The sequence below is a fragment of the Amycolatopsis sp. 2-15 genome (assembly GCF_030285625.1).
Classification (GTDB): domain Bacteria; phylum Actinomycetota; class Actinomycetes; order Mycobacteriales; family Pseudonocardiaceae; genus Amycolatopsis; species Amycolatopsis carbonis.
Map to the genome: position 1 here is coordinate 1763034 of NZ_CP127294.1, position 25021 is coordinate 1788054.

24 protein-coding genes and 1 pseudogene are annotated in these 25021 nt (G+C 68.6%); 8 read left to right on the plus strand and 17 right to left on the minus strand.

Annotated elements, in window-relative coordinates:
- Nucleotides 1-111: 111 nt before the first annotated feature.
- The 3 genes from QRX50_RS08705 to QRX50_RS08715 form a co-directional block, all read right to left on the minus strand.
- On the minus strand, nucleotides 112-261 hold the full coding sequence (locus QRX50_RS08705) for a hypothetical protein (RefSeq protein WP_162836041.1): 150 nt from the start codon (nucleotides 259-261) through the stop codon (nucleotides 112-114).
- A gap of 256 nt (nucleotides 262-517) precedes the next feature.
- The gene (locus QRX50_RS08710) at nucleotides 518-1708 is read right to left on the minus strand and encodes an ATP-binding protein (protein ID WP_285971443.1); all 1191 of its coding nucleotides are present in this window, start codon (nucleotides 1706-1708) and stop codon (nucleotides 518-520) included.
- 622 nt (nucleotides 1709-2330) lie between these two features.
- The gene (locus QRX50_RS08715; protein ID WP_285971444.1) at nucleotides 2331-3080 is read right to left on the minus strand and encodes a MerR family transcriptional regulator; all 750 of its coding nucleotides are present in this window, start codon (nucleotides 3078-3080) and stop codon (nucleotides 2331-2333) included.
- 214 nt (nucleotides 3081-3294) lie between these two features.
- On the opposite strand from QRX50_RS08715, the gene QRX50_RS08720 reads away from it, so the two are divergent.
- Nucleotides 3295-3798 carry a DoxX family protein gene (locus tag QRX50_RS08720; protein WP_285971445.1) on the plus strand — a complete coding sequence of 168 codons (504 nt, stop codon included), beginning with the start codon at nucleotides 3295-3297 and terminating at the stop codon, nucleotides 3796-3798.
- A 23-nt stretch (nucleotides 3799-3821) separates the two neighbouring features.
- Here the strand turns inward: QRX50_RS08720 and QRX50_RS08725 are convergent, their stop codons facing one another.
- Nucleotides 3822-5111, minus strand: a complete 1290-nt coding sequence (locus QRX50_RS08725) for an acetyl-CoA C-acetyltransferase (RefSeq protein ID WP_285971446.1) — start codon at nucleotides 5109-5111, stop codon at nucleotides 3822-3824.
- 94 nt (nucleotides 5112-5205) lie between these two features.
- Here QRX50_RS08725 and QRX50_RS08730 point away from each other — a divergent pair, with 94 nt between their 5' ends.
- Together QRX50_RS08730 and QRX50_RS08735 are read left to right on the plus strand one after the other, a co-directional pair.
- A complete protein-coding gene (locus QRX50_RS08730) occupies nucleotides 5206-6540 on the plus strand; it encodes a 3-oxoacyl-ACP reductase (protein WP_285971447.1) in 1335 nt (444 codons plus the stop codon).
- Between the two features lie 2 nt (nucleotides 6541-6542).
- A complete protein-coding gene (locus tag QRX50_RS08735; RefSeq protein WP_285974399.1) occupies nucleotides 6543-7379 on the plus strand; it encodes a MaoC family dehydratase in 837 nt (278 codons plus the stop codon).
- Here QRX50_RS08735 and QRX50_RS08740 read toward each other — a convergent pair.
- Nucleotides 7368-8042, minus strand: coding sequence for a TetR/AcrR family transcriptional regulator (locus QRX50_RS08740; RefSeq protein ID WP_285971448.1), 675 nt, complete (start codon nucleotides 8040-8042; stop codon nucleotides 7368-7370). The genes QRX50_RS08735 and QRX50_RS08740 overlap by 12 nt on opposite strands.
- 116 nt (nucleotides 8043-8158) lie before the next feature.
- On the opposite strand from QRX50_RS08740, the gene QRX50_RS08745 reads away from it, so the two are divergent.
- Entirely contained in the window at nucleotides 8159-8791 is a 633-nt protein-coding gene (locus QRX50_RS08745; RefSeq protein WP_285971449.1) for an SCP2 sterol-binding domain-containing protein, read from the plus strand.
- A 19-nt stretch (nucleotides 8792-8810) separates the two neighbouring features.
- Complete coding sequence (locus QRX50_RS08750; protein WP_285971450.1) at nucleotides 8811-9407, plus strand: SCP2 sterol-binding domain-containing protein; 597 nt, start codon at nucleotides 8811-8813, stop codon at nucleotides 9405-9407.
- Between the two features lie 7 nt (nucleotides 9408-9414).
- Here the strand turns inward: QRX50_RS08750 and QRX50_RS08755 are convergent, their stop codons facing one another.
- Genes QRX50_RS08755 through QRX50_RS08775 form a run of 5 tightly spaced genes read right to left on the minus strand, consistent with a single transcriptional unit; the run spans nucleotide 9415 to nucleotide 16601 of the window.
- Complete coding sequence (locus QRX50_RS08755; protein ID WP_285971451.1) at nucleotides 9415-10194, minus strand: DUF6339 family protein; 780 nt, start codon at nucleotides 10192-10194, stop codon at nucleotides 9415-9417.
- Nucleotides 10194-11090 carry a hypothetical protein gene (locus QRX50_RS08760; RefSeq protein ID WP_285971452.1) on the minus strand — a complete coding sequence of 299 codons (897 nt, stop codon included), beginning with the start codon at nucleotides 11088-11090 and terminating at the stop codon, nucleotides 10194-10196. Before QRX50_RS08760 ends, QRX50_RS08755 begins: the two co-directional genes overlap by 1 nt.
- Nucleotides 11087-13021 carry a hypothetical protein gene (locus QRX50_RS08765; protein WP_285971453.1) on the minus strand — a complete coding sequence of 645 codons (1935 nt, stop codon included), beginning with the start codon at nucleotides 13019-13021 and terminating at the stop codon, nucleotides 11087-11089. Before QRX50_RS08765 ends, QRX50_RS08760 begins: the two co-directional genes overlap by 4 nt.
- A complete protein-coding gene (locus tag QRX50_RS08770; protein WP_285971454.1) occupies nucleotides 13018-14019 on the minus strand; it encodes a PD-(D/E)XK motif protein in 1002 nt (333 codons plus the stop codon). Before QRX50_RS08770 ends, QRX50_RS08765 begins: the two co-directional genes overlap by 4 nt.
- Entirely contained in the window at nucleotides 14019-16601 is a 2583-nt protein-coding gene (locus QRX50_RS08775; RefSeq protein WP_285971455.1) for a Z1 domain-containing protein, read from the minus strand. Before QRX50_RS08775 ends, QRX50_RS08770 begins: the two co-directional genes overlap by 1 nt.
- Before the next feature lie 335 nt (nucleotides 16602-16936).
- On the opposite strand from QRX50_RS08775, the pseudogene QRX50_RS08780 reads away from it, so the two are divergent.
- Both QRX50_RS08780 and QRX50_RS08785 read left to right on the plus strand, forming a co-directional pair.
- Nucleotides 16937-17473 (plus strand): annotated as a pseudogene (locus QRX50_RS08780) (DNA cytosine methyltransferase); the annotation flags it as partial.
- A 92-nt stretch (nucleotides 17474-17565) separates the two neighbouring features.
- Nucleotides 17566-18006, plus strand: a complete 441-nt coding sequence (locus QRX50_RS08785; RefSeq protein WP_285971456.1) for a DNA cytosine methyltransferase — start codon at nucleotides 17566-17568, stop codon at nucleotides 18004-18006.
- On the opposite strand, the gene QRX50_RS08790 is transcribed toward QRX50_RS08785, so the two are convergent.
- From QRX50_RS08790 to QRX50_RS08820, 7 genes are read right to left on the minus strand one after another with little or no spacing between them, the layout of a single operon-like run.
- Entirely contained in the window at nucleotides 17972-18403 is a 432-nt protein-coding gene (locus tag QRX50_RS08790) for a very short patch repair endonuclease (protein WP_285971457.1), read from the minus strand. The genes QRX50_RS08785 and QRX50_RS08790 overlap by 35 nt on opposite strands.
- A gap of 27 nt (nucleotides 18404-18430) precedes the next feature.
- Entirely contained in the window at nucleotides 18431-18895 is a 465-nt protein-coding gene (locus tag QRX50_RS08795) for an FxsA family protein (RefSeq protein WP_285971458.1), read from the minus strand.
- Between the two features lie 49 nt (nucleotides 18896-18944).
- Nucleotides 18945-19445 (minus strand): P-loop NTPase family protein, encoded by a 501-nt coding sequence (locus tag QRX50_RS08800; RefSeq protein WP_285971459.1) that lies wholly within the window; start codon nucleotides 19443-19445, stop codon nucleotides 18945-18947.
- A 10-nt stretch (nucleotides 19446-19455) separates the two neighbouring features.
- Nucleotides 19456-21015, minus strand: a complete 1560-nt coding sequence (locus QRX50_RS08805; protein WP_285971460.1) for a hypothetical protein — start codon at nucleotides 21013-21015, stop codon at nucleotides 19456-19458.
- A gap of 40 nt (nucleotides 21016-21055) precedes the next feature.
- Nucleotides 21056-21646 (minus strand): ABC transporter ATP-binding protein, encoded by a 591-nt coding sequence (locus QRX50_RS08810; RefSeq protein ID WP_285971461.1) that lies wholly within the window; start codon nucleotides 21644-21646, stop codon nucleotides 21056-21058.
- 5 nt (nucleotides 21647-21651) lie between these two features.
- On the minus strand, nucleotides 21652-23583 hold the full coding sequence (locus tag QRX50_RS08815) for an ABC transporter ATP-binding protein (RefSeq protein ID WP_285974400.1): 1932 nt from the start codon (nucleotides 23581-23583) through the stop codon (nucleotides 21652-21654).
- Between the two features lie 14 nt (nucleotides 23584-23597).
- Nucleotides 23598-24164, minus strand: a complete 567-nt coding sequence (locus QRX50_RS08820) for a TetR/AcrR family transcriptional regulator (protein ID WP_285974401.1) — start codon at nucleotides 24162-24164, stop codon at nucleotides 23598-23600.
- A 129-nt stretch (nucleotides 24165-24293) separates the two neighbouring features.
- On the opposite strand from QRX50_RS08820, the gene QRX50_RS08825 reads away from it, so the two are divergent.
- Entirely contained in the window at nucleotides 24294-24962 is a 669-nt protein-coding gene (locus QRX50_RS08825) for a GAF domain-containing protein (RefSeq protein ID WP_285971462.1), read from the plus strand.
- The last annotated feature ends 59 nt before the right edge of the window (nucleotides 24963-25021 follow it).

Sequence of the window (25021 nt, forward strand, 5' to 3'; positions counted from 1 at the left end):
GCATCACGGGGTCGTAGTGGGTATCGATGCCGCGACGCGCGGCGTTACACCCACAGCTCTTTGTGGTCTAGGTCACTCATGTGAGTGACCCACTAACCAGTTGCGGCTGGGTCAGCGCATGAACGGCTGACGCGCCTGGGCGAGGGCGATGAGCTCCTGGCGCACCGTCGAGGTGGCCGCGGTGTCGATCGCCCGGTTCAGTGCCCGGCGAGTACGAGCCTCGGCGCGACGAGCACGGAGCTTGGCGGCGATGTTGCTCATTGTTTCTGCATCCCCTTTGGAGGTTCTCGGTGGTTGTGTCTCTAGTATGCGCCTTTTTTCACAAGGATGCCAACGAATCAGCGGTGACGTGGCTTACTTGCCGATGAATCATCGGCAGAACCCTGGTTTACGCCGGACAGATCGCGTGTCCCGGGTCACTTTGAGGTAACGGGCTAGCGGTGTATCTATATCTATAGCTTTATTGCTAGAAAACGCTAGGCAGCGTCATAGAGCGGTAGCGAACGGAAGGCGGCGCTCAGTCGCGGCCGAGCAGGTAGTGCCCGAAGTGGGGCACCGTGAAGGCGATCTGCCCGCGTTCGGCGGAGTAGACCAGGCCCTTCTTCATGAGGCTGTCGCGCGCCGGCGACAGCGAGGAGGGCTTGCGCCCCAGGTAAACGGCCACGTCGGCGGTCCCGGCGGCCTCGTCGCGGCCTTGCGTCAGCTCGGCCATCGCGAGCAGGTACTCGCGCTCGGCGGGCGTCGCGCGTTCGTAGCGCGAGCCGAAGAACCCCACGGCCAGCTCGGACTCCGCCTCGGGCGCCGCGACCTGCACGTCCTTCACCGTGATCGGGTCCGAGGGCGCGGCGTCCCACGCGGCTTTGCCGTAGGCCTGGATGAAGTACGGGTACCCGCCGGACGCGTCGAACAGCGCGTCGAGCGCCTCGGGCTCGATGCCGGCTTCCTCGCGTTCGATCGGCGCCATCACGGCGAAGTCGGCGTCCGCACGGCTGAGACGATCGATGCGCGCGTAGCGGAACAGCCGTTCCGAATAAGACTTCGACGCGCTCAGCACGGCCGGCACGTGCGGCAGCCCCGCCCCGACCACCACGAGCGGCGCCCCGGACTGCGACAGCTCATGGCACGCGGCGCACAGAGCCGAAACGTCGTCGGGCTGCAGGTCCTGGATCTCGTCGATCAGGAGCGCCACGCCGGTGCCCACATCGGCCGCGAGCTCAGCGACGTCGGTGAACAGCTCCACCAGGTCGATCTCGATGTCCCCGGAATCGGCCCGCCCCTGCGCGGCCGGCGCCTCGATCCCCGGCTGCCACCGGTCCCTCAGCTTCGCATCGGCCTTGTTCGCCTTCAACGCGAACGCCTTCAGCACCCCCAGAACCTCTTCAACCCGATCCGGCGCCCGGTGCCTGACCGCGAGATCCCGAATCGCCCTGTGCAACGCGGCCGACAACGGCCTCCTGAGCTCCGCATCCGGCCGCGCCTCGATCTTCCCGGCGCCCCACCCGTGTCGGATGGCCATCGACCGCAGCTCCCCCAGCAACACGGTCTTGCCGACCCCCCGCAGCCCGGTCAACACCAGACTCCGCTCCGGCCGCCCCCTCGCGACGCGCTCCAGGACCACCTCGAACGCCCCCAGCTCACGCTCCCGCCCCGCCAACTCGGGCGGCCGCTGCCCGGCCCCGGGCGCGAACGGATTGCGGATGGGGTCCACTCTGCCACCGTATCGGGCTATCTAGCGTGGGCCCGATATTGCGCCATATCCCGCTAGCGCGTGTCGCTGCGCTTTGGCTTTTGCGCGCCCCACGGCCGGTCCCCTCACCCCTGCCGGACTCCGCGATCGGTCCCGTTGCCCCGGCTCCGCTATGCGAACGGACCGCTCACACCAAGCCGCGTGCGACTGGGCCGTTCGCACGGTGCCGTCCCCGACGGGCTCCTCTCGCCGGGTGTGATGCGCGAGTGGACTCTTCGCGCCCGCGCCGCTGCGCGACCGGTCCTTGTGCACCGGTTCCGCCGCGCGAACGGACTCTTCGCTCCCAGCTGCGGGCGCTAATGGACTGTTCGTGCCCGGTCGCTCGGGACGACTGGACTATTCGCCCCTATCCCGGCGCGCGAGTGGACCGTTCGCGGGCACAGCGCCGCGCGAGTGGACCGTTCGCGCCGGGCCCGAGGGCACCACTGGACCTGTCGCGAAGGGACCGTTGGTGCCAGTCCGACAGGCACGACTGGACCACTCGCCAACCCACACCGAACAACCCAAGCCAGAGGGATGGGCGGGTCTGCAGCCCCGACCATCCCCACCCCCAGCGCTCACTCCGCTGCACTACGACGCCGCACTACTCCGTAAGGTTCCGTTCTGCGTAGATCCGCATCGCGTCCCGGATGAACTCCGCGGTGCCGGGGCCGAAATCAGCGTCGTAGGTCCCATACCGCGGATCGTCGACATACAACTGCCCCAACCCCACGAAGTACCCGCGCGTCACCGTCTTCACCGCCGGCCGCAACCAGGCGTGGAGCCGGCCCACGACGGCCTGCACCTCGGCAGACTCAACCGGCAACCCCGCAGCCCGCGCCGCCCCGAAAGCAGCCGCGATGTCGCCCTGCTCCCGCTGGTGCGCCGCACGTTCCGAGGCCGACAACGACCGCCACCACTGATCACCAGTGCGGTAAGCCGAAGCGCCCCAACGCGAGGTCACCTCAGCCTCGTGCACCGTGTGATCGAAGCCGTCGAAAACTTCCTCCGCCATGAGTGGTTCACCTCCCTCCAATTTCCTCAACGTGGTCCGCACGGAGTCGATCTGCCGCCCGATCCGCGCCCGCTCCTGTTCCAGCAACGCGAGGTGTGTCGACAAAGCGACAACGTTGTCGCGTTCACCGTCGAGGACGGAGGCGATGGCGGGCAGCCCCAGGCCGAGTTCGCGCAGCAACAGGATCCGCTGGAGCCGCACCAGGGCGGCGGAGTCGTAGTAGCGGTAGCCGTTGCCGCCGATGCGGCTGGGCGCGAGCAGGCCGACGGCGTCGTAGTGCCGCAGCGTCCGGCTCGTCGTGCCCGCCGCTCGGGCGATGTCCTGGATCGACCACTCCATGCCGTCAACGGTAGAAGTTGACGCAGCGTCAAAGTCAAGCTTCAGAGTGACCAGAGCCGCCACAGTCACCAGAGCCGCTAAAGCCCTCTAAGTAAATCTAGTAAAAACACGATAGACACCTAGGCAAAGCTAGCGCGGTTCGGCGACCGGCCGGCGGGGAATCCCGGTTGTAGGTTCGACCAGCACCGAAGACCTCGCAGGAAAGGCGACGACCGTGATACTGCGCCGGGTGGCCCGTCCACTGCTCGCGTCGATGTTCATCTACGGCGGTATCGGCATGCTCCGCGACACCCGAGGGCACGCGAAGGCGATCGAGCCGTTCCTCACCGAGACGTTCGACAAGGTCGAGGGTCTCGTCCCCGAGCAGGTGCCGCGTGACCCCGCGACGCTCGTCCGCATCGACGCCGCTGTGAAGATCGGCGCCGGCCTCGCGCTCGCGTCGGGCAAGGCGCCGCGGCTGGCGTCGCTCGCGCTGCTGGGCACGCTCGTGCCCACGACGGCCGCCGCGCACCGGTTCTGGGAGATCAAGGACCCCGTCGAGCGGCAGGCGCAGCAGGTGCAGTTTCTCAAGAACGCGGGCATCGCCGGCGGTCTGCTGCTGGCCGCTGGCGACACGGCGGGCAAGCCGTCGCTCGGCTGGCGCGCCCGCCGTGCCGCGAAGAAGGCCGGCAAGCAAGCCGAAAAGCTCAGCAAGAAGGCCGAAAAGCAGCTCAGCTGAACAGCGGATCCGGGGGCCCGGGTTCACTTCTCCAGAATCGCCGTCACACCCTGGCCCCCGGCCGCACAGATCGAGATCAGACCACGCCCGGATCCCTTCTCGTGCAACAGCTTCGCCAGTGTCGCCACGATCCGACCGCCCGTCGCGGCGAACGGGTGCCCGGCGGCGAGCGACGAGCCGTTGACGTTCAGCTTCGCGCGGTCGATCGAGCCCAGCGGCGTGTCGAGACCCAGCTTCTCCTTGGTGAACGCCGGGTCCTCCCACGCCTTCAACGTTGCCAACACCTGCGACGCGAACGCCTCGTGGATCTCGTAGAAGTCGAAGTCCTGCAAGGAAAGTCCCGCGCGCTCCAGCATCCGCGGCACTGCATACGCGGGCGCCATCAGCAGCCCCTCGGCGCCGTGGACGTAGTCGACGGCCGCCGTCTGCGAGAACGTCAGGTACGCCTGCACGGGCAGGTTGTGCGCCTTCGCCCACTCGTCCGTCGCGAGCAGCACGGTCGACGCGCCGTCGGTCAGCGGCGTCGAGTTGCCGGCCGTCATGGTGCCGTCGGCGCCGCCGTAGACGGGCTTGAGCTTGGCGAGCTTCTCGACGCTGGAATCCGGCCGCAGGTTCTGGTCCTTGGCCAGCTTGAGGAACGGCGTCACGAGGTCGTCGAAGAAACCGCGGTCGTACGCGGCGGCGAGGTGCTGGTGGCTGGCGGCGGCGAGCTCGTCCTGCGCCTCGCGCGTGACGTCCCAGACCTTCGCCGTTTGCGCCGCGTGCTCACCCATCGACAGAGCGGTGCGCGGCTCGGCGTTGCGCGGGATCTCGGGCACGATCTGGCCCGGCCGCAGCTTCGTGAGGAGCTTGAGCCGGTCGCCCAGCGTCTTCGCGGAGTTGAGCTGCACGAGGATCTTGCGCAGGTCGGCGTTCACGGCCAGCGGAGCGTCACTCGTCGTGTCCACGCCACCCGCGATGGCGGAGTCGATCTCCCCCAGCGAGATCTTGTGCGCCACGTTGATCACGGCCTGCAACCCCGTGCCGCACGCCATCTGGACGTCGGACGCGGGGGTCGCGGCGGAAAGCCGGCTGCCGAGCACGCTCTCGCGTGCGAGGTTGAAGTCCTTGGAGTGCTTGAGCACCGCGCCCGCGGCGACCTCGCCGATCACCTCGTCCTGCAGCGCGAAGCGGCTTACCAGGCCGTCGAGCGCGGCGGTGAACATGTCCTGGTTCGACGCCTTCGCGTACGGGCCGTTCGACCGCGCGAAGGGGATGCGGTTGCCACCGATGATCGCGACCTTGCGGACCGCGGCGGTTTTCCTGGTCGCCATGGCGTCCACCTCTCTGAGTCGTCCCTTTCACACTGTAACCTACTAGCGAGTAGGTTAGACTGCGACGTGACGCAGACGGCACGGGAGGCGCTCGATGGCTGACAGGTACCAGCAGTTCACGAAAACCCCGGTGGGGAAGTTCGTGGTGCCGAAGCTCGGCCTGCCCACCCCCGCCACGCTGCGTCGCTACCGCGCCGGCCAGCCCGCACTCGAGGGTCCCGCACTCCTCGGCGCCGCGCCGGGCGGACGGCTCGAAAAGACCCTGAAGAGTCAGCTCTCCGCGGCGGGGATCGAGGTCCTCGAAGTCGCGGGAGAACGCCACGCCGCCCTCGTCTTCGACGCCACCGGCATCAAGGACCCCACCGATCTGCGCGAGGTCTACCGCTTCTTCCACCCGGTGATTCGCAAGGTCGGGCCGTCGGGCCGGGTCGTCGTGTTCGGCACGCCGCCCGAGCTGGTCGAGGGCCGCGAGCGGATCGCGCAACGGGCGCTGGAGGGCTTCGTCCGCTCCGTCGGCAAGGAGCTGAAGCGCGGCGCGACGGCGCAGCTCGTCTACGTGGCCGAAGGCGCCGAAGCCGCGGCCGAGTCGACGGTGCGGTTCCTGCTGTCGGCGAAGTCGGCGTTCGTCGACGCGCAGGTGATCCACGTCGGCACCCACGGCACTTCCGCCGCGGCCCCGTCGAACTGGGAAAAGCCGTTGGACGGCAAGGTCGCGCTGGTCACCGGCGCGTCGCGCGGCATCGGTGAGGCCATCGCGGAGACGCTCGCCCGCGACGGCGCCCACGTCGTCGCCCTGGACATCCCGGCGCAGGGCGCGGAGCTGTCCACAGTGGCCAATCGCGTCGGCGGTTCGGCACTGCAGCTGGACATCACGGCGGCCGACGCGCCGGCCAAGCTCGCCGAGTACCTCACCACGCGCCACGGCGGCGTCGACGTCGTCGTGCACAACGCCGGCATCACGCGCGACAAAACCCTCGGCAACCTGACCGAGGGCGGCTGGGACGCCGTGCTCACCGTGAACCTCGCCGCGCAGCTCGCGGTGAACGACAAGCTGCTGGCCGACAAGGTCCTGCGCGAAAACGGCCGCATCATCGGCGTTTCGTCGATCGCGGGCATCGCCGGCAACGTCGGCCAGACGAACTACGCGACGTCGAAGGCCGGCGTGATCGGCATGGTCAACGTCGGCGCGCCACAGCTCGCGGAGTACGGCGGCACGATCAACGCCGTCGCGCCGGGTTTCATCGAGACCAAGATGACCGCCGCCGTCCCGCTGTTCATCCGCGAAGCCGGGCGACGCCTCTCGAGCCTCGGCCAGGGCGGCCTGCCGGTCGACGTCGCCGAGACGATCGCCTGGTACGCCAACCCGGCGTCGGCCGCGGTCAACGGCAACGTGGTCCGCGTGTGCGGCCAGGCCCTGCTGGGGGCGTGACGATGTCCGTTCGCGAGCTGACCAGCGCACCCAGCCTGGCGACGCTGTACCCGAAGGCTCTGCTGCGCCGCGGCGGCGGCTCGACGCTGCCGGACACGGAGCTGGTGCGGCCGTCGGTCACGGTTTCCTCTGCACACGTCGCTGCGTACGCGGAGGTGTGCGGGTTCCGGTATTCGGATGTGCTGCCCGCGACCTACCCGCACATGCTGGTGTTCGGGCTGCAGATGGCGTTGATGACGGAGCCCGGGTTCCCGTTCCCGCTGCTGGGCTTGGTGCACGTGGCGAACTCGATCACGGCCCGGCGCCCGTTGTCCCTGGGCGAGACGTTCTCCACGCGCGTACGGGCGGAGAACTTGCGGCCGCACGAGAAGGGCCGGCAGTTCGACATGGTGAGCGAGCTCTGGGTCGGCACGGAGCTGGTGTGGTCGGAGGTGTCGACTTATCTGCGCCGCGGTGGTTCTGCTGGTTCCACGGGAGTGCGTGCCGCCTTGGTCCCCCCGACGCCGACCGCCGTGTGGACCGTCCCGGGCGACACCGGCCGCCGCTACGCCGACGTCTCGGGCGACCGCAACCCCATCCACCTGCACCCGCTCACCGCGCGCCTGTTCGGCTTCCCCCGCGCCATCGCCCACGGCATGTGGACGAAGGCCCACGCCCTGGCGTCCTTCGAGGGCCGCCTGCCCGACGCGTACACGGTGGACGTCCGCTTCAAGCAGCCGGTGCTCCTGCCGGCCCGCGCGGCCTTCACCGCCTGGCCGACGGATCAGGGGTGGGCTTTCGAGCTGTGGAATACCCGGAAACCCAAGCCGCACTTGGACGGCGTGGTCTCAGCTCTCTGAGTTCGTTTCCGGCAGCGGTTTCCAGACCTGGCCTTCGACCAGGTCGTTGAACCCCAGCCACACGAGGTTCATCAGCCATGACGCCAGCACGCCGTCGGAGATCTCCGGGTGGTCCAGCGCCCAGTCGGCCAGCGATTCCGCCGCACCGACCAGCGCGGCGGCCAACCCGGCGCCCGAGAACTCGGCCTGCTCCCCGAGCCCCTTCCGCGTTCCCGCGGACACCACCAGCGCGGCGACCAGCTCGATCGCCCGCCCGCGCATCGCCGTGATCTCCGCGGCGAACGTGCCGCCGACCGTCAGCGCTTGGCGGTGCAGCACCGTCCACGACTCGCGGTACTCGGCGACGAAGCGGTAGAACGACCGCAGCCCGTGCCAAAGCTGCATGTCAGGCGGGAGATCCGGCTGGACGCCCGCCTGGATGGCCTCGAGCAGGCGCGTCGCCTCGCGTTGGATGCTCTTGCCGAAGAGGTCTTCCTTCGAGCCGAGGTAGGTGTAGATCATCGGCTTGGAGACGCCGGCGACTTCGGAGATCTCGTCCATCGAGGCCGCGTGGTAGCCGTGGCGGGAGAACACGCGCACGGCGGCGTCCAGGATCTGCCGCTCACGCACCGCGCGCGGCAGCCGCCGGGCCCGCTCGGGCGGGCGCTGATCTTCGTCGGGCACTCTCCGACCTCCCTCTCGCCAGCAGGAGACGGTACCTGCCGCCGTGGTCGGCGCGTGCTTGCCCGCTTACCTACTCATGGGTAGCCTTTGCTGGAAGATCACGGAAGGGGCTTGTGATGGCAGACGGTTCTGACGTGGCCGGCTTGCGCGGCGCCGCCCTGCTCGACGCCCTCGACCGCGTCGCGCTCGACGGCCTCGACGTCAACAACGTCGCCGACGCCATCGACCCCCGCGAACTCGGCCGTGATGACTTCCGCCGGCTGCTGGAATCGCTCCTGCGCCTGTCGGAAGACTCCCCGGCGTTCTCGCTGGCCAAGGTCGACCCGACCCGCTTCGCCACGCTCGTCTCGCGGGCCTCCCGGGCGCAGCTGGAGGCCGTCGTCGCCTCGCGCCCCCTGCGCGAACGCCTCCTCGACGAGATCTTCGCCCGCATGGGCGCGCACCTCCGCGAGGACCGCGCCCGCTCGCTCGACGCTGTCGTCCACTGGCGCCTCTCCGGCGGCGCCGGCGCCGCCGGCTACGACCGCTACGCCACCGCCATCTCCGGCGGCTCGTGCACGGTCTCGCGAACGGTCGAAGGCGCCCGCCCCCGCGTCACGATTACCTTGTCCCCGGTCGACTTCTTCCGCCTCATCACACACCAGGCGACCCCGGCGGTGCTGTTCGTGACGGGCAAAATCAAGGTGAAAGGCGACCTCGCATTCGGGGCCGGCTTGATCGGCTATTTCGACCTCCCGAAGCCCGCCTGAGCCGTTAGACTCCGTTTTCGTGTCCCGATTCTCGCGTTCCCGTTCCGCCGCCTCCGAGGGGCACGCGGTCAACGGCTTCGCCCGCAAGCTGGACGTCGGCAAGCTCACGCCCGCGCAGTTCGTGCAGGTCCTGGAAACCTTGCACATGCTCGGAAACGCGGGCGCCGGCATCGAACTGAGCAGCCTGACCACCCAGGCCCTGGTCGACGTCGTCCACCGCGCCTCCCGCGACCAACTCAAAGCGCTCGCCGACCACCCCGAGTTACGCGCGGTCTTCCTCGACGAAATTTTCCGCAGAATGTCCGAGCATTTCCGCGCCGACCGCGCCCGCCACGTCGACTTCGTCGTTTCCTGGCGCTTTTCCGGCGGCACCGGCGCCGACGGCTACGACCGCTTCCAAACCGTCATCGAATCCGGCGCGTGCGTCTCCAGCACCGACCTGTCCCGCACCCCGGACACCACCCTCACCCTCTCGGTCGACGACTTCATCCGCATGGCCACCGGCACCTCCGCCCCCGCGGCGATGTTCGTGACGGGCCGCGTGAAGGTCAAGGGCGAGTACGCGCCGGCGGTGCGGTTTTCGAGCTACTTCGACATCCCGAAGCCCAGCTGGTGAGTAGCCGTCAACTGAGCGCGTGTCGGGGTCCGCGGTCCGCGGTGAACGCGTGGAGCGAATCGCGCGCGGCGCGGCGCACTTCGATGGCGAGTTGCTCGTCTTCGAGAGTCTCGAAGGACATGAAGGCACCGAGCCGGAGCAAGCGCTTGAGGAAGTCCTTGAGCAGATCGGTTTCGTTCACTCCGGCGGTGTCGATCTCGTGCCACACCCGGAGGATCGAGCGCACCAGCTGGGGGCTGCCGCCGAGTGATCGCCGGCGCGCGTAGATCTGGTCGAACGCAGCTTCTCCGAGGATTCTCAGGGCCGCGTACGGCTTGGCGCCGTCGGGGTCGTGGACCAGGTGCGCACGCCACCAGAGGCGGCCGAACACATGCCGCGTGAGGTCTTTGGCCAAGAAACGCTCGTCGGTCCGCTTCTCGAACCGCCAGAAGGAGATGTCCGGCAGCACGACGAGCGCGAGGAACGCCCAGATGTCCCGTGCGGCTGCTTCCGCAGGCGCCAGCCCCAGCGTCCGGTGCAACAGCTCCGCGACTTTCCGATCGAAGTCCGTTCGATCGTTCGTCGTCGATCGGCCCGGGAATCCCGCCTCGCGCGCCGCGACGACGATGGTCTGACGGAGTTTCTCGAGGTCCTTCTCCCGGACGCGGTCACCGCCTGTCGCGGCGTAGACGGCGGAGTCGTGGCGCAGCGCGACCTGCTGTTCGAGCTCCTCGATCGTCAGCGACTTGTACTGGTCGTACAACGCTTGCGCCTGGCGGGGCAGCAAGCGCGGGAACAGGACGCTCATCAGGACTCCTCGAAGATCCGAACGGCGTGCTGCAGCTCGGTGGCGAACGTGGTCGGTGACTGGTCCCGGGTCCGGCGCAGGTGGGTCACGCTCTGGCCGGGGAAGAACCGCGCGACGAGAGCCTGCAGCGTGCTGCCGATGCTTTCCTCACCGTAGTCGGCCTCCAGACTGAAGTCCTGGTCCTGAAGCGCGTATTCGATCAGCGTGCGTGCGACGTCAGTGTGGACCGTGGAGAGCACCACGCGATCCACGGCCCGCGGCTTGGCCGCGTTCCGCAGGGCGTCGACGAGTACCTGTTTGCGTTCGTTCACCAGCAGGAGCAGCGCGCCCATGGTGGCCGTCTCGAAGTCACCGCCGATTTCCACGTGCCAGCCGGCGCCTTGGGGGTACTGGGTCTTGGAGAAATCGACCACAGCGATCGGGAAGAGCGGTGCGTCGCCCTGGAGGCGCGTGCTGTAGTCACTCGACCACAGGATGGAGCCGGCCCGTCGGGGCGAGGCCAGGGCGCCGGCCTCGGAGTATTCGGCGAGCACCAACGTCGTTTCCAGCTTGAGCACGCCGCCGAGCTGGATTCCCTGCAGCACCGCGCCGAGCTCCACGTTGGCGATACCCGACTCGGGAAGGGTGATGCGGTCACCGGCGGCTTTCAGCCCTGACCCGGATGCGGTCCAGACCATGGCCAGCGTGAGCTTCGCCGAGGGCGGGAGGCCGGTGGCCTGCCGCACGAGACCCACGTCGACGGTGACCGACTGCCGCAACGAGAGGTCCGTCCGGTAGTCCCAGTCCGGCAAGGCGTCCGGCAACTCAGTCGGGACGTCGTCGATGAGCCACTGCCACGGTCCGGGAACGACCGAGCCATACGGTGCCGTGCGGTACGGCGGAGCCTGGGTGCTCATCGAAGCGCCTCCTCACGCCGGGCGGTCACCGTGATCTCGGTAGTCGTGTCCGGTGCCGGTCGGACCAAGACGCGCCATACGTCGTCGCTGCCTTCGAGGACTTGGCTCGGCTCGGTGCGAAGCGCACCGTCCGGACCTTCCCAACCGAAGAACTGCGGTTCGTCGGCTCCCCGCGGCGGATCAGTTTCGCGACTGCTGGTGCCGGCCAACGCGACACCGAGATCGGCGACGCACCGATGCAGGCCGGGTGTGGCGATCCGGAACGCCTGGATCAACACGAGGTGCCCGGCTCGGATCTCGTAAGACGGCGAATCGAGGTACTCCACCCGGGGCCGCCGTCCGTTCGACGAGCCGGGCTCAGGATCGACGCCCGGACCCTGTGTCGAGCTCGCCCCGGCGTCTCCGCCTGCACCGGAGTCGAACAGGTCGCCGGAACGCTGGGAGGCGCCGGTCTCGGCGGCGGGAGCGACCGGCTTGAACTCCTGTCGATAGTCGGACGCGCCGCCGATGCCCCAGGAGCCCGCGACGAGGTCCGAGAAGGTGCGGCTGGCTGCGCCCAAAGCGATCTCGGACGATCCTGTCTTGACACGGCCGTCCACATCGATCAGTTCTTCGACGTGTTCCTTGATGCGCGTGAAAGTCGTCTTGACGAAAGTCTTGTCTCGTCCTTCGAGGGACTGCCAGTGCCAGGCGTCGTGCGTCGGCGGTTCGGAGGCGGCGAAGGCGCTGTCGAGCTCGGCGTCGGCACGGAAGACACCGGCGTACGACACGTATTCCGCAGGTGGCTTGGGACCGGCGTGATAGGTGACCACCAACTCCGCGGTCCGCATCAGGCAGACGTGGTGCACGGTGCTGCCGATGCCCGCGGCCACACCGGCCGGAGTTTCGGCGAACGGCGAAACGAAGCGCTTCTCGAGCCCCAGGTTGCCGAGCTTCGCCTTGGGGTTGTAGCAGCGCAGTTCCTTGTGGTCCGCGTCCGACTGCATCGCCTCGTGCGCCGCGACGAACATGTCCAGTGGCGTGGTCTCGCGGGGATCCGGGACAGGCACAGTGATTCCGTCGCACTGCACCGAGAACCGCATCGGAGGAATGCCACCGTCGGATCCGGTCAGCATCTTCGGCCAGAGGTTCCAGGCGATCGTCTCGGCGAGGTACTCCCCGGCCTCCTGGATTTCCCGCTCACCGAGGTCGGGGTCGATGACGACGACGGTCGTACCGGTCTCCTGACTGCCGAAGGCGCGCAGCCCCAGTCGTTCCGCGACGGCGTCGGCTTCCGCACCGACGAGTGGCTCGACCACGCCGTCCGCAGAGGCAGCGCCCCACCAGTGGCGACCGGTGTACCGCCGTCCGGACAGACCTTCGCCCTCCGCATAGCTCTTCCAGAGCGCACAGCCCATCAACCGCGTCTCGAACCCGCCCGGGACCTTGCATCGCGTGTGGACGAGCACGGTCCCGGGCTTGCTCAGGAGATAGAAGATACCTTTGCCGAAGCCGTAGGTACCGCCGCCGAGCTCTGTGTCCCGCGGCTCGCCGATGTTCCGGATGAAGGACACGAAGTCGTGGTTCTCGACCACCGCGTTGTCCGCGCGGGTCGGGCCGCCCAGGCCGGTCGTTCCGCGGTCCGAGACCGTCAGGACGCGGATCGCCGGGCTCGAGATCGCCTGCCGGAGCGGCAGGTTCTCGTGGGCGGGGACGCGTCGGGTGAGCAGTTCCCGCCACGCCGGCGCGTGCGCCGGGCTCACGACCTTCAGGTCGAGGTGGTAGTCGACCGTGGTGTCGCCGGTTCGCGCATCCCAGCTGTTCTGGGCGGACTCGCGCACGAGGATCGTCAGCAGGTCCAGCTCGGGCCTGCCGAGCTGGTTGCGGATCCCCTCGGCTGCGCTCGCGCCTTCGGGCGGGAACGTCTGGGAGTGCCAGGCTGGTTCGGTCACTTGTTCTCCTGGGTGATCCGAATGATCCGATCGCGGATGCCGGGGTCGTCCGTGACCTGCGGCTGCTGTTGATCGAGGTCGAGGGTGTAGTCGAGATCGGAGATCCCCGCCGGCGCCGACGAAGGGTCAATGCGCGGGAAGTCTTCGCCGACCTCGTACCAGCGTTGTTCGCGAACGGTGAAGTGCACTTCCCGGTAGAGGTCCGCGTCGGCCGGGCGGTAGCCGGCTTCGGCGAGCTTGAAGAGCAGCGCGTTGTCGTCGTCGCCGGCCCGGCGCGCATCCTCGACCAGATCGGCGATCGTCCGACCCTGCTCCGCAACTCGTTCGAGCCGGACCCACACCAGGTCGAGGTCTCCGTGCGGCGGGGGCAGGAGCTGCTCGACGCCGTGGATGCGGACCTTCCGGTCGGTCGTGGCGGTGGAGGTCTTCACCTCGATGCCCTGCGTCCCGACCAGGAAGTCGTGTCGGTGGCCGGAGGGGCCCGTCCAGAAGTCGACCGCCGTGCTCTCTCCGGCGAGCAACTCGTTGAGCACCACGAGTTCGCCGAATAGCCCTGCCAGCCGGTCGGCGGTCAGCGGTGCCGGCGAATGCTGGAACAGGGCCCGCCACCGGGCCAGGACCGTGTAGAGCGCTTTCAGCGGTCGCTCGGGCGCTTCTTCGACGGCGGCCAGGATGTCGGCGACGAGGCCGGTGAACACCTCGTCGAGATCCCTGCGGAGGCAACCGAGATCGGCGTACCGCTCGTAGACTTCGCCGTTCTCGAGCGGCCGTTCGCGAACCGTCAGCGCAGCTCCACCTCGGTCCGGCCGGACGTGCTGGTGCGCGGTCAACGGCACGAGCACATGGCGGTTTCCCACGTGGTCCACGGCCGCGAGTACCGGGCCCAGCGGCGTCGCCACCGGGAGATCGGATGTGCGCACGTGCTCCGGGCCGGACACGTGCTTCTCTTCGAGGTGTTCCCAATGGTCGTCGACGACCTTCCGCAACAGTGCGGACATCAGTCGTCCACCGCGTCGAGGGCGCTCAGGTCTTCCTCTTCGATGCGGACCTTCGACAGGTTCGTGGCCACGTACTGCCACTCGACCGTCGAATCCGTCGACGAGGGCGCGGGGAAGACGAGCCCGACGCCGATGACATCGGCCGCCGCGTTCAGCGCGCGGCGAGGGACGCGGGCTTCAGCCTTCGATTCCTTCGGCTGGGAGTCCTTGTCGATCGCGTAGAGCGCCAGCAATGCGGTCTCGGGGCTTTGCTGCAGTCGGAGCGCAAAAATCATCTGCTCGGTCAACTCACCACGTACCGACGAAGTGTCAAGATCGATTGCAGCGTCTCGACGGCTCATGAGCGTCTTGATGTCGACAGAGGTGGGGTCGTCGCCCTCCAACGCTGAACGGGTGACCATGCGAACGGTGAAGTGGTCGGCAAAAGTGAACGCCTTTGGGGTAGAGCCCTTGCCCGCCGACCCACCGATCAGTGCGATGTTCCACCTTCGCAGCGCCCCCGACTTGCCGATGCGCTTGGCGATGTACTCGGTCAGCAGCTTCGAGTCGCACTCCTGCGACCTTGCGTCGAACTGGTACTCGCGGAGGAAATCGGTCACAAGGTCGTGTGGAACTCCGCGGACAAGATGATTTCCGTCGGTCACCGACGTGTCGGGGCCGGCCTCCAGCGCGGCCTTCTCGACCAGCTTACGAGCTGCCGCCTGGTTGGTGGCAAGCCACTCGTGGTCGGTGTGGAAGTACCGGGTCTGAACCCGCTTGCCGCCGTACGCCGACGCGGACGGCACCGCGTTGGTCATCTTGGCGGCAGCCGTCACGCGCAACGATGGGTGAGTGCGCAGGCGGACGGCGAATGTCGTCGGCGTCTTGTCCTCGACCATGTAGACGTCGATGTCACGGCGCATCTCGCTCTCGACCGTCGCGATGTGGCGGAACCAGTCGCGCAGCTCGTCGGTCATCCAGATCCGGGGTAGATCGGCGTAGCCGTTGCGGAAGCCGAACCACCGCCCCATCTGCAGCAGCGTGTCGTACGCGGACACCGAACGCACGAAGAAACTCACGGTCAGACCCTCGAGCGTGAGGCCTCGGGAGAGGGTGTTGCCGCCGACCGCGATCGCGACGACCGAGCCGTTCTCGTAGTCCAGACGGTCCTTGCTGCCCGAGTTGTCCATGATGATCCGGCAGTCGTGCAGCACGCCGGGCAGCAGCGGCACCAGCTCGTCGAACGGTACTTGCTGCTCGCCGAACAATTCTGCCGGCACCCTCGAAGTTTCCTTCTCCCAGAGCTCGCGCAGTTCGTCGAGAAGCCGGGTGTCGCCCCCGCGGAGCAGCGTTTCGTTCTCGTCGCGGAGCTTGGCCAGCGGGCGCTCGAAGCTGTTGTGGACCGCGGTGTTGACGCTGGTGTGCACCAGCATCGTGGAGTGCGGGTTGCCCGTCTTGCGAATTCGGCGCGCAGCGGTGCTGAGCCAGAAGTAGCGGATCGCGGTGCGCAGCGATTCTGTGATGATCGGGTGGAAGCCGTCGGCGTCGGCGCGCGAGCTCGGGCGCACCAGGTCCACTTCGGAGTCGGGGACCTCGCGGATCATGTCGTACCCGTCGAAGACGTCCTCGGGGTCTTCCCCGTCCATCACGTCTCGGCCGAACAGCACCTCGGTGCCGAAATGTCCCTGCGGTTTGGGCAGGTTGACGATGAAGTGCTCGGGGTAGAGGTTCTGGGCCGACGGATCGATCAGGAGGTTCGCGAACGGAGTCGCGGTGTAGCCCACGTACGCGGATTTCGGTAGCCGGCCGAGGATCTCGATGATGAGCGGGTTGATCGTTTCGGTGGCGACCGTGGCCTGGTCGGCCTCGTCGTCGATGATCAATGCAGGACAGTCGGCCAAGTACTCCGAGGCCGTTTCGAGCCACGCCGAGAACTTTTCGAGGACTCGGGGGTTCTTCTTGATCACGCACAGGACGTACTGCTTGCTGCTGTCGGCCAAGTAGGACGCGGCGTTGGCGGGTGGCGTGAAGTCCTTGTCCGGGTCGGTTAGCTGGTGCCACCGTGAGGGGTTCGGCTTTACCAGCTGCTCGACGAGCCGAAGCTGAGTCTGCCTGCGCAAACCGTTGTGGATGCCGGCGAGGACAATGAAGAGCTTGTAGCCGCGGTCAGCCGCTTTCGCCGCAACGGCGGTGAAGTTGGTGGTCTTGCCCGACTGGACGTAGCCGACGACCAGACCCTTGGTCGAAAACGTCCGCTCCCGCGGATGGCTCAGCAGCGACACCACCTTGGTCGAGGCGCCGTCGAGGTCTTCGAGACTCTTGTCCGACCAGCCCGAGTCCCGCAACAGATCTTCCAGCGCCGGCCAGCACCGGTCCTTCGGCCGCGGACCCGTATACCAGGTAAGCCGGTTGTCGACGACGACGCTTCGCGGTTCTTCCCGCTCCCTGACTCTGATCGTCTCCTGCTCGTGTCGTTCGGCGATCTGCTGCAGGAGGTCCTCGGGAGCTCCGACCAGCTCCATCCTCTTGAGCGCGCTCTCCGGGGTGCCCGTGTCCACCAGGTCGAGGAACGTCGCGTACTGCTGGTCGAACTTGTCGGTCACCGATCCTCCATCTGCGTGTCCGGTCGCGCCGACGGTCCGCGCCGACTTGATCCACGGTAGGACCTGTCGGCGGCCCCGTCAGGAATGTTCGAAGAGCGACCCCTGACAGGGGTGGCGCCCTTCGCAACGCAACGCGCTCCGTGACGGGTCGTCGCACGGGCGGCCGCCTTTGTTACTCCGTGTGGTCACGAACGTGTCACGCCGGCATGAGCGCGGAGTGAAGCACTGGCCGGCGTGTCGGGTTCGGCACTCGTTCGAACTGTCGTACCCGGCTTATAGACTTCCGTCTCATGACCGACGGACAGCCGCCCTCGCCTTCGTCTGAGCAGGTCGAGATGGTGGACCTCTTCGCCGGTCCTGGTGGTCTCGACGTAGCCGCGCACTGGTTGAACGTCACTGTGGCCGGCGTCGAATGGGACGACGACGCTTGCGCCACTCGCAAGAGCGCCGGCCTGCTCACCAAGCAGTGCGACGTGCGCGAATCGAAGCCTGCCAACTACCCGCAGGCCCGAGTGTTGACCGGCGGGCCGCCCTGTCAGACGTACACCGTGGCAGGGAACGGCAAGGGGCGGAAGGCGCTCGACCAGGTCCTGTCGTTCGTTCGCCAGATCGGTGACGGCAAAGATGTGACTCGCGAGCTCGAAACATTGGACGACGAGCGCACCGGTCTGGTCCTGGTGCCACTCAGATGGGCCCTTGATGCCGGTGTCCCCTACGACGCGATCGTGCTCGAGCAGGTCCCGGCGGTGCTGCCCGTGTGGATGGCTTTCGCCGATGTGTTGAGGAAACGCGACTACAGTGTCGCCTGCGGGATCCTTCACACCGAGGAGTTCGGCGTTCCACAAACCCGTCGCAGGGCGATCATGATCGCGCAGCTGAACGGCGAGGCGAAACTGCCCCAGCCCACCCACCGGCGCTTTTACAAGGGCAAAGCCCGCGGGGAAGGCGATCAGCGCCTGCGTCAGTGGAAGACCATGGGCGAGGCGCTCGGCTGGTCGGAGCAGTTCAAAGTCGTGTCCAACTACGGGACAGGCGGCGATCCGAAGTTGCGGGGGAGAGGCTGTCGACTCAGCCTGCCTTCACCGTCACTGGAAAGGTCTCACGCAACCGTCTGGTCGGCCGGGGCAAGGGACTGCCGGAACGCTTCACCGATCACGAAGCAGGCAAGCTGCAGACCTTCCCCTATGACTACCCGTGGTCGGGGCGTGGCGTCGCTCAGCAGATCGGTAACGCGATCCCCCCGCGGCTGGCAGCCCACGTTCTTGCGGCCGCGCTGGACAAGGATCTCGACGACGCGGTGCTGGATTGGTGCGTCAAGCAGAGTTGGAAGGAAACCCGTAAGGGCGTTGAAGGCTTGGCCAAGGACCGGGCTAAGGCTTCGAGCGCCGGTCGCGGACTGTGGTGATCACGCGGTCCGCGGCGCTTTCGGCGGTTTCGTGTTCCCAGATGCGGACGGAGAGCCAGCCGGCGTCGTGGAGGCGGCTGTCGGTGTCGGCGTCGCGGCGGCGGTTGGTTTCGATTTTCGTGCGCCAGAAGTCGGCGTTGTTCTTGGGCCACGTGGCATGGTCGGGGCAGCCGTGCCAGAAGCAGCCGTCCACGAAGACCGCGACGCGGGCGGGGCCGAACACCAGGTCGGCTTCACGGCGAACGCCGGTGATCGGACGGCGGTGTACGCGGTAGCGGTAGCCGGCGGCATGAAGGATCTTGCGCAAGGCGATTTCGATCCCGGTGTCGCGGGACTTCTGCTTGCTCATGCGGGCGCGCACCGCGGAGGTGGTGTTCAGACTCTCCACGGCGGCCATTGTGGCACCGGCCGGCTCGCGCGTACGTCAGCCCTCGACGATCCGCCCCTCGATCACCGGATGGGTGGTCGGCCGAGGATCCTCCGCCACAACTTCGCTGTCCACCACCATCACCGGACCCCGGCGCTGGTTGGCGAACCGAACCGCGCGCTTCTCAGCCCGACGCAGCCACCACCGGCGCACGAGCGCCCGCGACGGCGGCAGCAGCACGAACAGCCCCAGCAGGTCGCTCACAAACCCAGGCACCATGATCAGGATGCCGCCCACCGCGATGAGCATGCCGTCGGTCAGTTCTTTGTCGGCGGGGCGGCCGGATTGGGCCTTGGTGACGAAGGCGCGCATGGCCTTGCCGCCCTCGCGGCGGGCGAGCCAGGAGCCCACGAAGGCGCCCGCGATGAGCAGCGCGATCGTGCCGAGGACGCCCACCAGGGAGCCGACGGCCCAGATCGCGGCGACCTCGGCGATGACGTAGAGCAGGAACGCGACAGCCATACCCTCTCAACGAACGAGCTGTCCGATTTTCTCCCGGTCCGCGAGACGGCTAGGCCGAAGCCAGGAAAGCCGCGACGTCCGCGCGAGTACTCAACAGGTGGTGGCGGGCCTGCGGAGCGTCCGCGGCCATCGACGCCAAGAGGCGGCTGCGGTGGGTACGCGGCCAGTTCCAGATCCACCTGACAAACGCGCCGTCGAGCTTCGAGACGCAGCCGGGGGCCTGGGTGTCGCGGCCGCGTTCGCGCAGATGGCGCAGCAGGACGCGGCGCAGGCTGGTCGTGCGGGGAACGTCGAGGAACACGACGGTGTCGGCCAGCGGCAGGCGCAGGTCGAAGCTGGAGCTGTAGTTGCCCTCGATAATCCAGCCGTCCGTGGCGACGGCGGCGGCCTGCGCGGCGCGGAACTCCTCGGGCGGCGCCGGCACCCAGCCGGGGCGCCAGTACAGCTGGTCGAGGTGGGTGACGGGCACGTCCAGCACCGCGCCGAGGCGCCGGGCGAGGGTGGATTTGCCGCTGCCGGAGGGGCCGAGGACGAGGACGCGCCGCTTCACCGCGTGAATCCTAAGGCAGCAGCCCGCAGAGCAGCAGCCCAATTATCAGCAGGTCAGGGCCACGGGCGAGCTGTCGCAGCAAACCGGTGGGAATGAGGACGCCCTCGTAGAGCACCAGCCCCATCGACGAGAACTCGAGCGGACCGCGCGTGACGGTCCGCACCACGGAGTACGCGGCCACCACCACGGCGGCCAGCGAGCCGAGTGTCACCGGGACGCCGAGCAGCGTCACCGCGGCCGTCCAGCAGGCCGCCAGCGCGACCAGCACCGAAGCCATCACCAGCCGCAGGCGCGGCTCCGACGCGTCGAGCCAGCGGCGCAGGCCCGGCACGCGGTGCAGCTGCGCGATCGGCGCGGCGAACGGCAGCAACGCCAGGTAGGAGCCGAGCCCGAGCAGCCAAACCGACGTCACGCCCGGGAACGTCGTGTGGGTCGCGGTCACGGCGAGTGCCAGGAGCACCGGCAGGCCCAGCGCGTGGCGGCGCGCGAGAGTCCCCGTCACGACGTATCGCGTGAGGATGAAGCGACCGTCTAACGCGCGGCGCCAGCGGACGGGGCGGCCGGCGGGCAGCAGGGCCCACACGTCGAGGAACGCCGTCGACGTGCGGCGCACCAGGCGTTCGCGGAAGTGGCGCACGAGGGTGTCGCGCCTCGGGGAAAGGGGTGGTGACCAGGCCAGCAGGAAGGCGGCGGCCGCGGCCACCGCCGCGAATATCCACAGTGGAGTGTCAGGGAAAACGCCCAGGACGGCCGGCGCGAGCGGCAGCACGGCCTCGCCGCACAAGGGCCGGCGGCGGGCCGTCACCAGAGCCAGCGCCGCCACGGCGACGGACAGCGCGAGCGGTCCCACCACGTCCGGCGGAAAGCCGATGAGCACCCCGGCGACGACGAAGAAGTACGCGACCGTCGCGAACCGCGTGGCCCAGCCGGCCAGTAGCCGTCGGCGCAGTACGCGCTCGCGGTGGCTGTCGGAGTCGGTGACCGTGGCGAATCGTGTGGCCCAGCCTGCGAGCAGTCGTCGGTGCAGCGGGCCCTCGCGGCGGCCGTCGGAGTCGGTGACCGTCGCGAACCGCGTGGCCCGGCGGGCCAGTAGCCGTCGGTGCAGCGCGTTCTCGCGGCGGTAGTCGAGGTCCGCGGTCGTCGCGAATCGCGTGGCCCAACCCGCCAGCAGCCGCCGGCGCAGCACGCGTTCGCGGTGGCCGTCCAGGTCCGCAGCCGTCGCGAACCGCGTGGCCCAGCCCGCCCCCACCCGCCGGCGCAGCTCACGCGAGCGGCCGCCGTCGAAGTCCGCCCAGGTCAGCGACGCCGGGTCGGCCCACACGTGGCCGCGCCGCAGGGTCGCGCGCCACGCGAGGGCGAGGCCGGCGCACAGGACGGCGACGCTGCCGTGCGGCCCGACCGCCGCGTCGCCGATGAGTTGCGACCGCACGAGTGCGGTGTTGTAGAGCGGCGAGCCGAGCAGGCCCAGCGCGATGAACAGGCCGAGCAGGACGTCGGGCCGTTTCAACGAGGCGGCGAGGTTGCCGCGCCGGACACCAACACGCAGCGGCCGGGAGCCCAACCGTTTCACTGGGCCACGCCGGTCACCAGCGCGAGGACCCCCGACCTCTTCACAGCTCGACCACGTAATCAGCCACAGCCTCGACCAACGCCGCGTCGTGGCTCGCCACCACCACGGCCGCGCCGGACGACAAGCTCGTCGACACCAGGTCGGCCAGCCCGGCGCGCCCCGTCGAGTCCAGCGCACGCTCCGGTTCGTCCAGCAGCAGCACCGAATGCGGCCGCGCGACCGCCGCGTGCAACAGCAGCCGCCGGCGCTGGCCCGCGGAAAGGTCGCCGGCGGGCACGTCCGCGCGCGAGGCCAGCGAGGGCGGCACCGCGCACGGCCCGCCGAACGAACGGCCCACCAGGTCCAGGTGCTGCCGCGAGGTCAGCTCGTCGAACAACGCCGAGTCGTCCAGCACCGCCGAGACGCGCCGCCGGAACGGGGCCGACCGTTCGTCCGGCGCGCGCCCGCAGACGGAGACGGTGCCGGACGTCGGCGCCTGCGCACCGTAGAGGCAGCGCAGCAGCGTCGACTTGCCGGAACCGTTCGCGCCCGTCACGACCAGGCACTCGCCGGCGTCGACGGCCAGGTCCAGCTGCTCGAAAAACACCGCCGGACCCGCCGTGACGCCGAGCCCCCTCGTCTGAACCAGCATGCCCGTCACACTAGATAGGCCTGCGCCTGCAAGGTGAACAGTTCCGCGTATCCGGCCTCGGCCGCCATCAGCTCCTCGTGCGTGCCGTATTCCGCGACCTTGCCGTGGTCCAGCAACAAAATCCGCTCGGCCTGCCGAACCGTCGAGAACCGGTGCGAGATGTACAGCGTGGTCCGGCCGGCGGCCAGGGAGCGCAGGCGAGTGAACAGGTCGTGTTCGGCCTGGGCGTCGAGGGCCGACGTCGGTTCGTCGAGGATCAGTATCGGGGCCTCACGCTGGAACGCGCGAGCGAGGGCGATCTTCTGCCACTCGCCGCCGGACAGCGAGACGCCCTGGTCGAACCAGCGGCCCAACGGCGAGTCGTAACCTGACGGCAGGCGTTCGATGCGTTCGTCGGCGCCGGCGCGGCGGGCGGAGTCCTCGATGTGGGGACGGTCCACCAGCCGGTGGAGGTCGCCCAGGCCGATGTTCTCCGCGGCCGTTCCCTGATACGTCACGTAGTCCTGGAACATCGCGCTGATCTGGGTGCGCAGCTCGTCCGGATCGTACGAGCGGATGTCCACGCCGTCGAGCAGGATGCGGCCGCCGGTGGGGTCGTACAACCGGCACAACAGCTTGAACAGCGTCGACTTGCCCGCGCCGTTGCGGCCGACCACCGCCACCGTCTCGCCCGGGCGGATCTCGAACGATACCCCGTCCAGCGCAGGTTCCTCGGCGCCCGGGTAGGTGAAGCTCACCGACTCGAACCGGATGTGTCCCTCCACAGTGGACGGAATCGGGAGCGGCGTGGCCGGCGCGACGATCTCGGGCGAAGTGTCCAGGAACCGGTACAACGTGTCCAGGTACAGATTGTTCTCGTACATCCCCGAAAACGCCGTGAACAGCCCCGAAACCGAAGCCTGCACCGACGTCGCCGCCGCCGTGTACAGCGCCAGGTCACCCAGCGTCAGACGTCCGCCGACGGCCTCCAACGCGATGTACAACGCGATCGCCGAGCCGGCCAGCGTCGACAGCAGTCCCCACGACGTCGAGCTCACGTTGCGGCGAACCGTCAGCCGCCGCTGGCGTTCATACGACACCACGCCGAGCTGCCGGAACCGCTCCACGAAGTACGGCCCGAGGCCGAACAGCTTGGTCTCCTTCGCGTACGTATCCGTCGTGACCAGCGAAGACAGGTAATCCATGCGCCGCTTGATCGGCGACATCATGAACGTCAGCCAGAACGCGCGCGACCCGTACTTCGACTGCGAGATGAACGCCGGGATCGGCGCGAGCAGCGCCACCAGCGCCAGCAGCGGGCTGATCGACACCAGCAGCGCGATCATGCTCGAGAACGTGATCGCCGTGCGCACCAGGCCCAGCGCTGACGTCATCATCGACAACGGCCGCGCTGGCGCTTCCTGTGCGGCCTGGCGCAGCATGTCGTACGACGTGGAGCCCTCGAAGTACGCCAGCTGCAGCTTGCTCGCGTGGTCCATGACCTGGTGGCGAATCGTCAGCGTCATCCGCTCCTGCAGGAGCGTCTGCGCGATCGACGTGATCGCGCTGCTGATCGCGGTGGCGGCCAGCACGGCGAACTGGAACAGCGTGATCCGCACGATGTCGCCGAGCGAGCCCTTGTGCTGGATGGCGGCGACCACGGCGTCCAGGAGCAGCTTCGCGATGTACGCCGTGGCCGTCGGCAGGAGGCCGGACACCAGCGTGACCAACGCCAGCAGGATCGTGAGCGTCGGGCTGGCCTGCCACGTCAGCCGCGCGACCTTCGGCAGGCCGCGGACGGTGCCGGACACCGACGTCCTCATCCGGTTGAACCGCGACTTCAGGTCCTTCGGCTGGTCCGGCTGCGGGGGTTCCGGGATGTCGACCGGTCCAGTCAAGCCGCTGTCCGGCACCGTCGACGCCATGCGCCGCCGGCCGCCGGGCCGCCCGCCCGGCATGAATCCGCCTGGGATCACGCGGACACCGCGCCGTGGAGGAAGACGTCGATCAGCTCGGTGGTCTTCGGCGCATCGGGCAGCGCCCGGCCGTGCGTGAACAGCATGCTCACGAACAGAGTGGCGGCCTTGTCCACGGGCAGCCGCAGCCGGTCGGCGTCCGGGACGAACAGCTCACGAACAGCGCGGTGCATCGCCTCGAACGACTCGCGCCGGCTGTCGCCGGTCACCGACTTGCGGTTGCGTACCTCCTCCGGGCGCGTCCGGCCGGCCCGGGCGGCGCCCATCACGGCACCCAGCCGCTGCAGGTGCGCGGTCAGCGCTTCGACGGCTTCCACCAGCCGTTTCTCCAACGGCAGCTCGCTCGGGATCTCCCCGATCATCTCCAACGCCTCCCCCGGGTCGAGCGCGGCTTCCACACACGCGTCGAACAGCTCGTCCTTGTCGGTGAACACGCGGAAGATGGTGCCCTCGCCGATGCCGGCCGCGCGGGCGATCTGCGCGGTGGTGACCCCGCGGCCGTGTTCCACGACCAGCGGGAGCACCGCGCGCACGATCATCCGGCGGCGGTCGTCGGGCGCCATCCCCGGCGCACGTTTCCTCGTCTCCATGCCGACCAAGGTACGGAGTGAGTGCTCACTCCGTCAACTCGGTAACACGATGCGACGTGCCGTCGACTTAGGGAGGCACATCCACCGACCCGAGGAGTGCCGGTGCGCGGCAAGCCGTTCGACGAGCCCACCGCGGGACGCCTGCGCCAGGCGCGCGAGGTCCTGTCCGCCGAGGCCGAGAAGAGCCACCACGCGCTGTACGCGAAGCTGCGCGAGGTCGTCGGTGGTGTGCTGAGGCTGGACGCGTTCTTCGTCGCCCTCTTCCGCGACGCCGGCCACGTGCTCTACGCCTACCAGTACGACGGCGCCGAATACGCGCTCCCGGGCGTCCGGCCGGTCAACCCCGAAGGCCCCACGGGCTGGGTGCGTGCCCACAACCGTTCCTACGCCTACCGCACGGACGACGGCGCCGTCCTCAACCGCGGCATCCCTTGGGGCGACAAGGAACGCCGCTCGGCCGACGCGCTCGTCGTCCCGATGCGCCGCACGCACACCGGCGAGGTGATCGGCGTCGTCTCGGCCAAGACCTACACCCCCGACAGCTACGGCGACGCCGAGCTCGCCGCGCCGGAGTGGCTCGCCGAGGTGGTCGCCCGGATCCTGTCGGCCGAGGACGAGGACCGCGAGCTCCTGGCCCAGCTCGACGACGGGCACCGCCCGGCTGCCGAGCGTGCGCTCGGGCGGACGGTGTCGGCGCTGGTCGTGGAGCGCGTCGCCAGGTCTCCAAATGCTATCCGCAATACCACAACGATTCTCTCCGCGCGAGGATGAAAAATAACCCCACCCCCCATTCATCCCGAGGATGAGCCGCCTCGCTGACGGGCGTAACC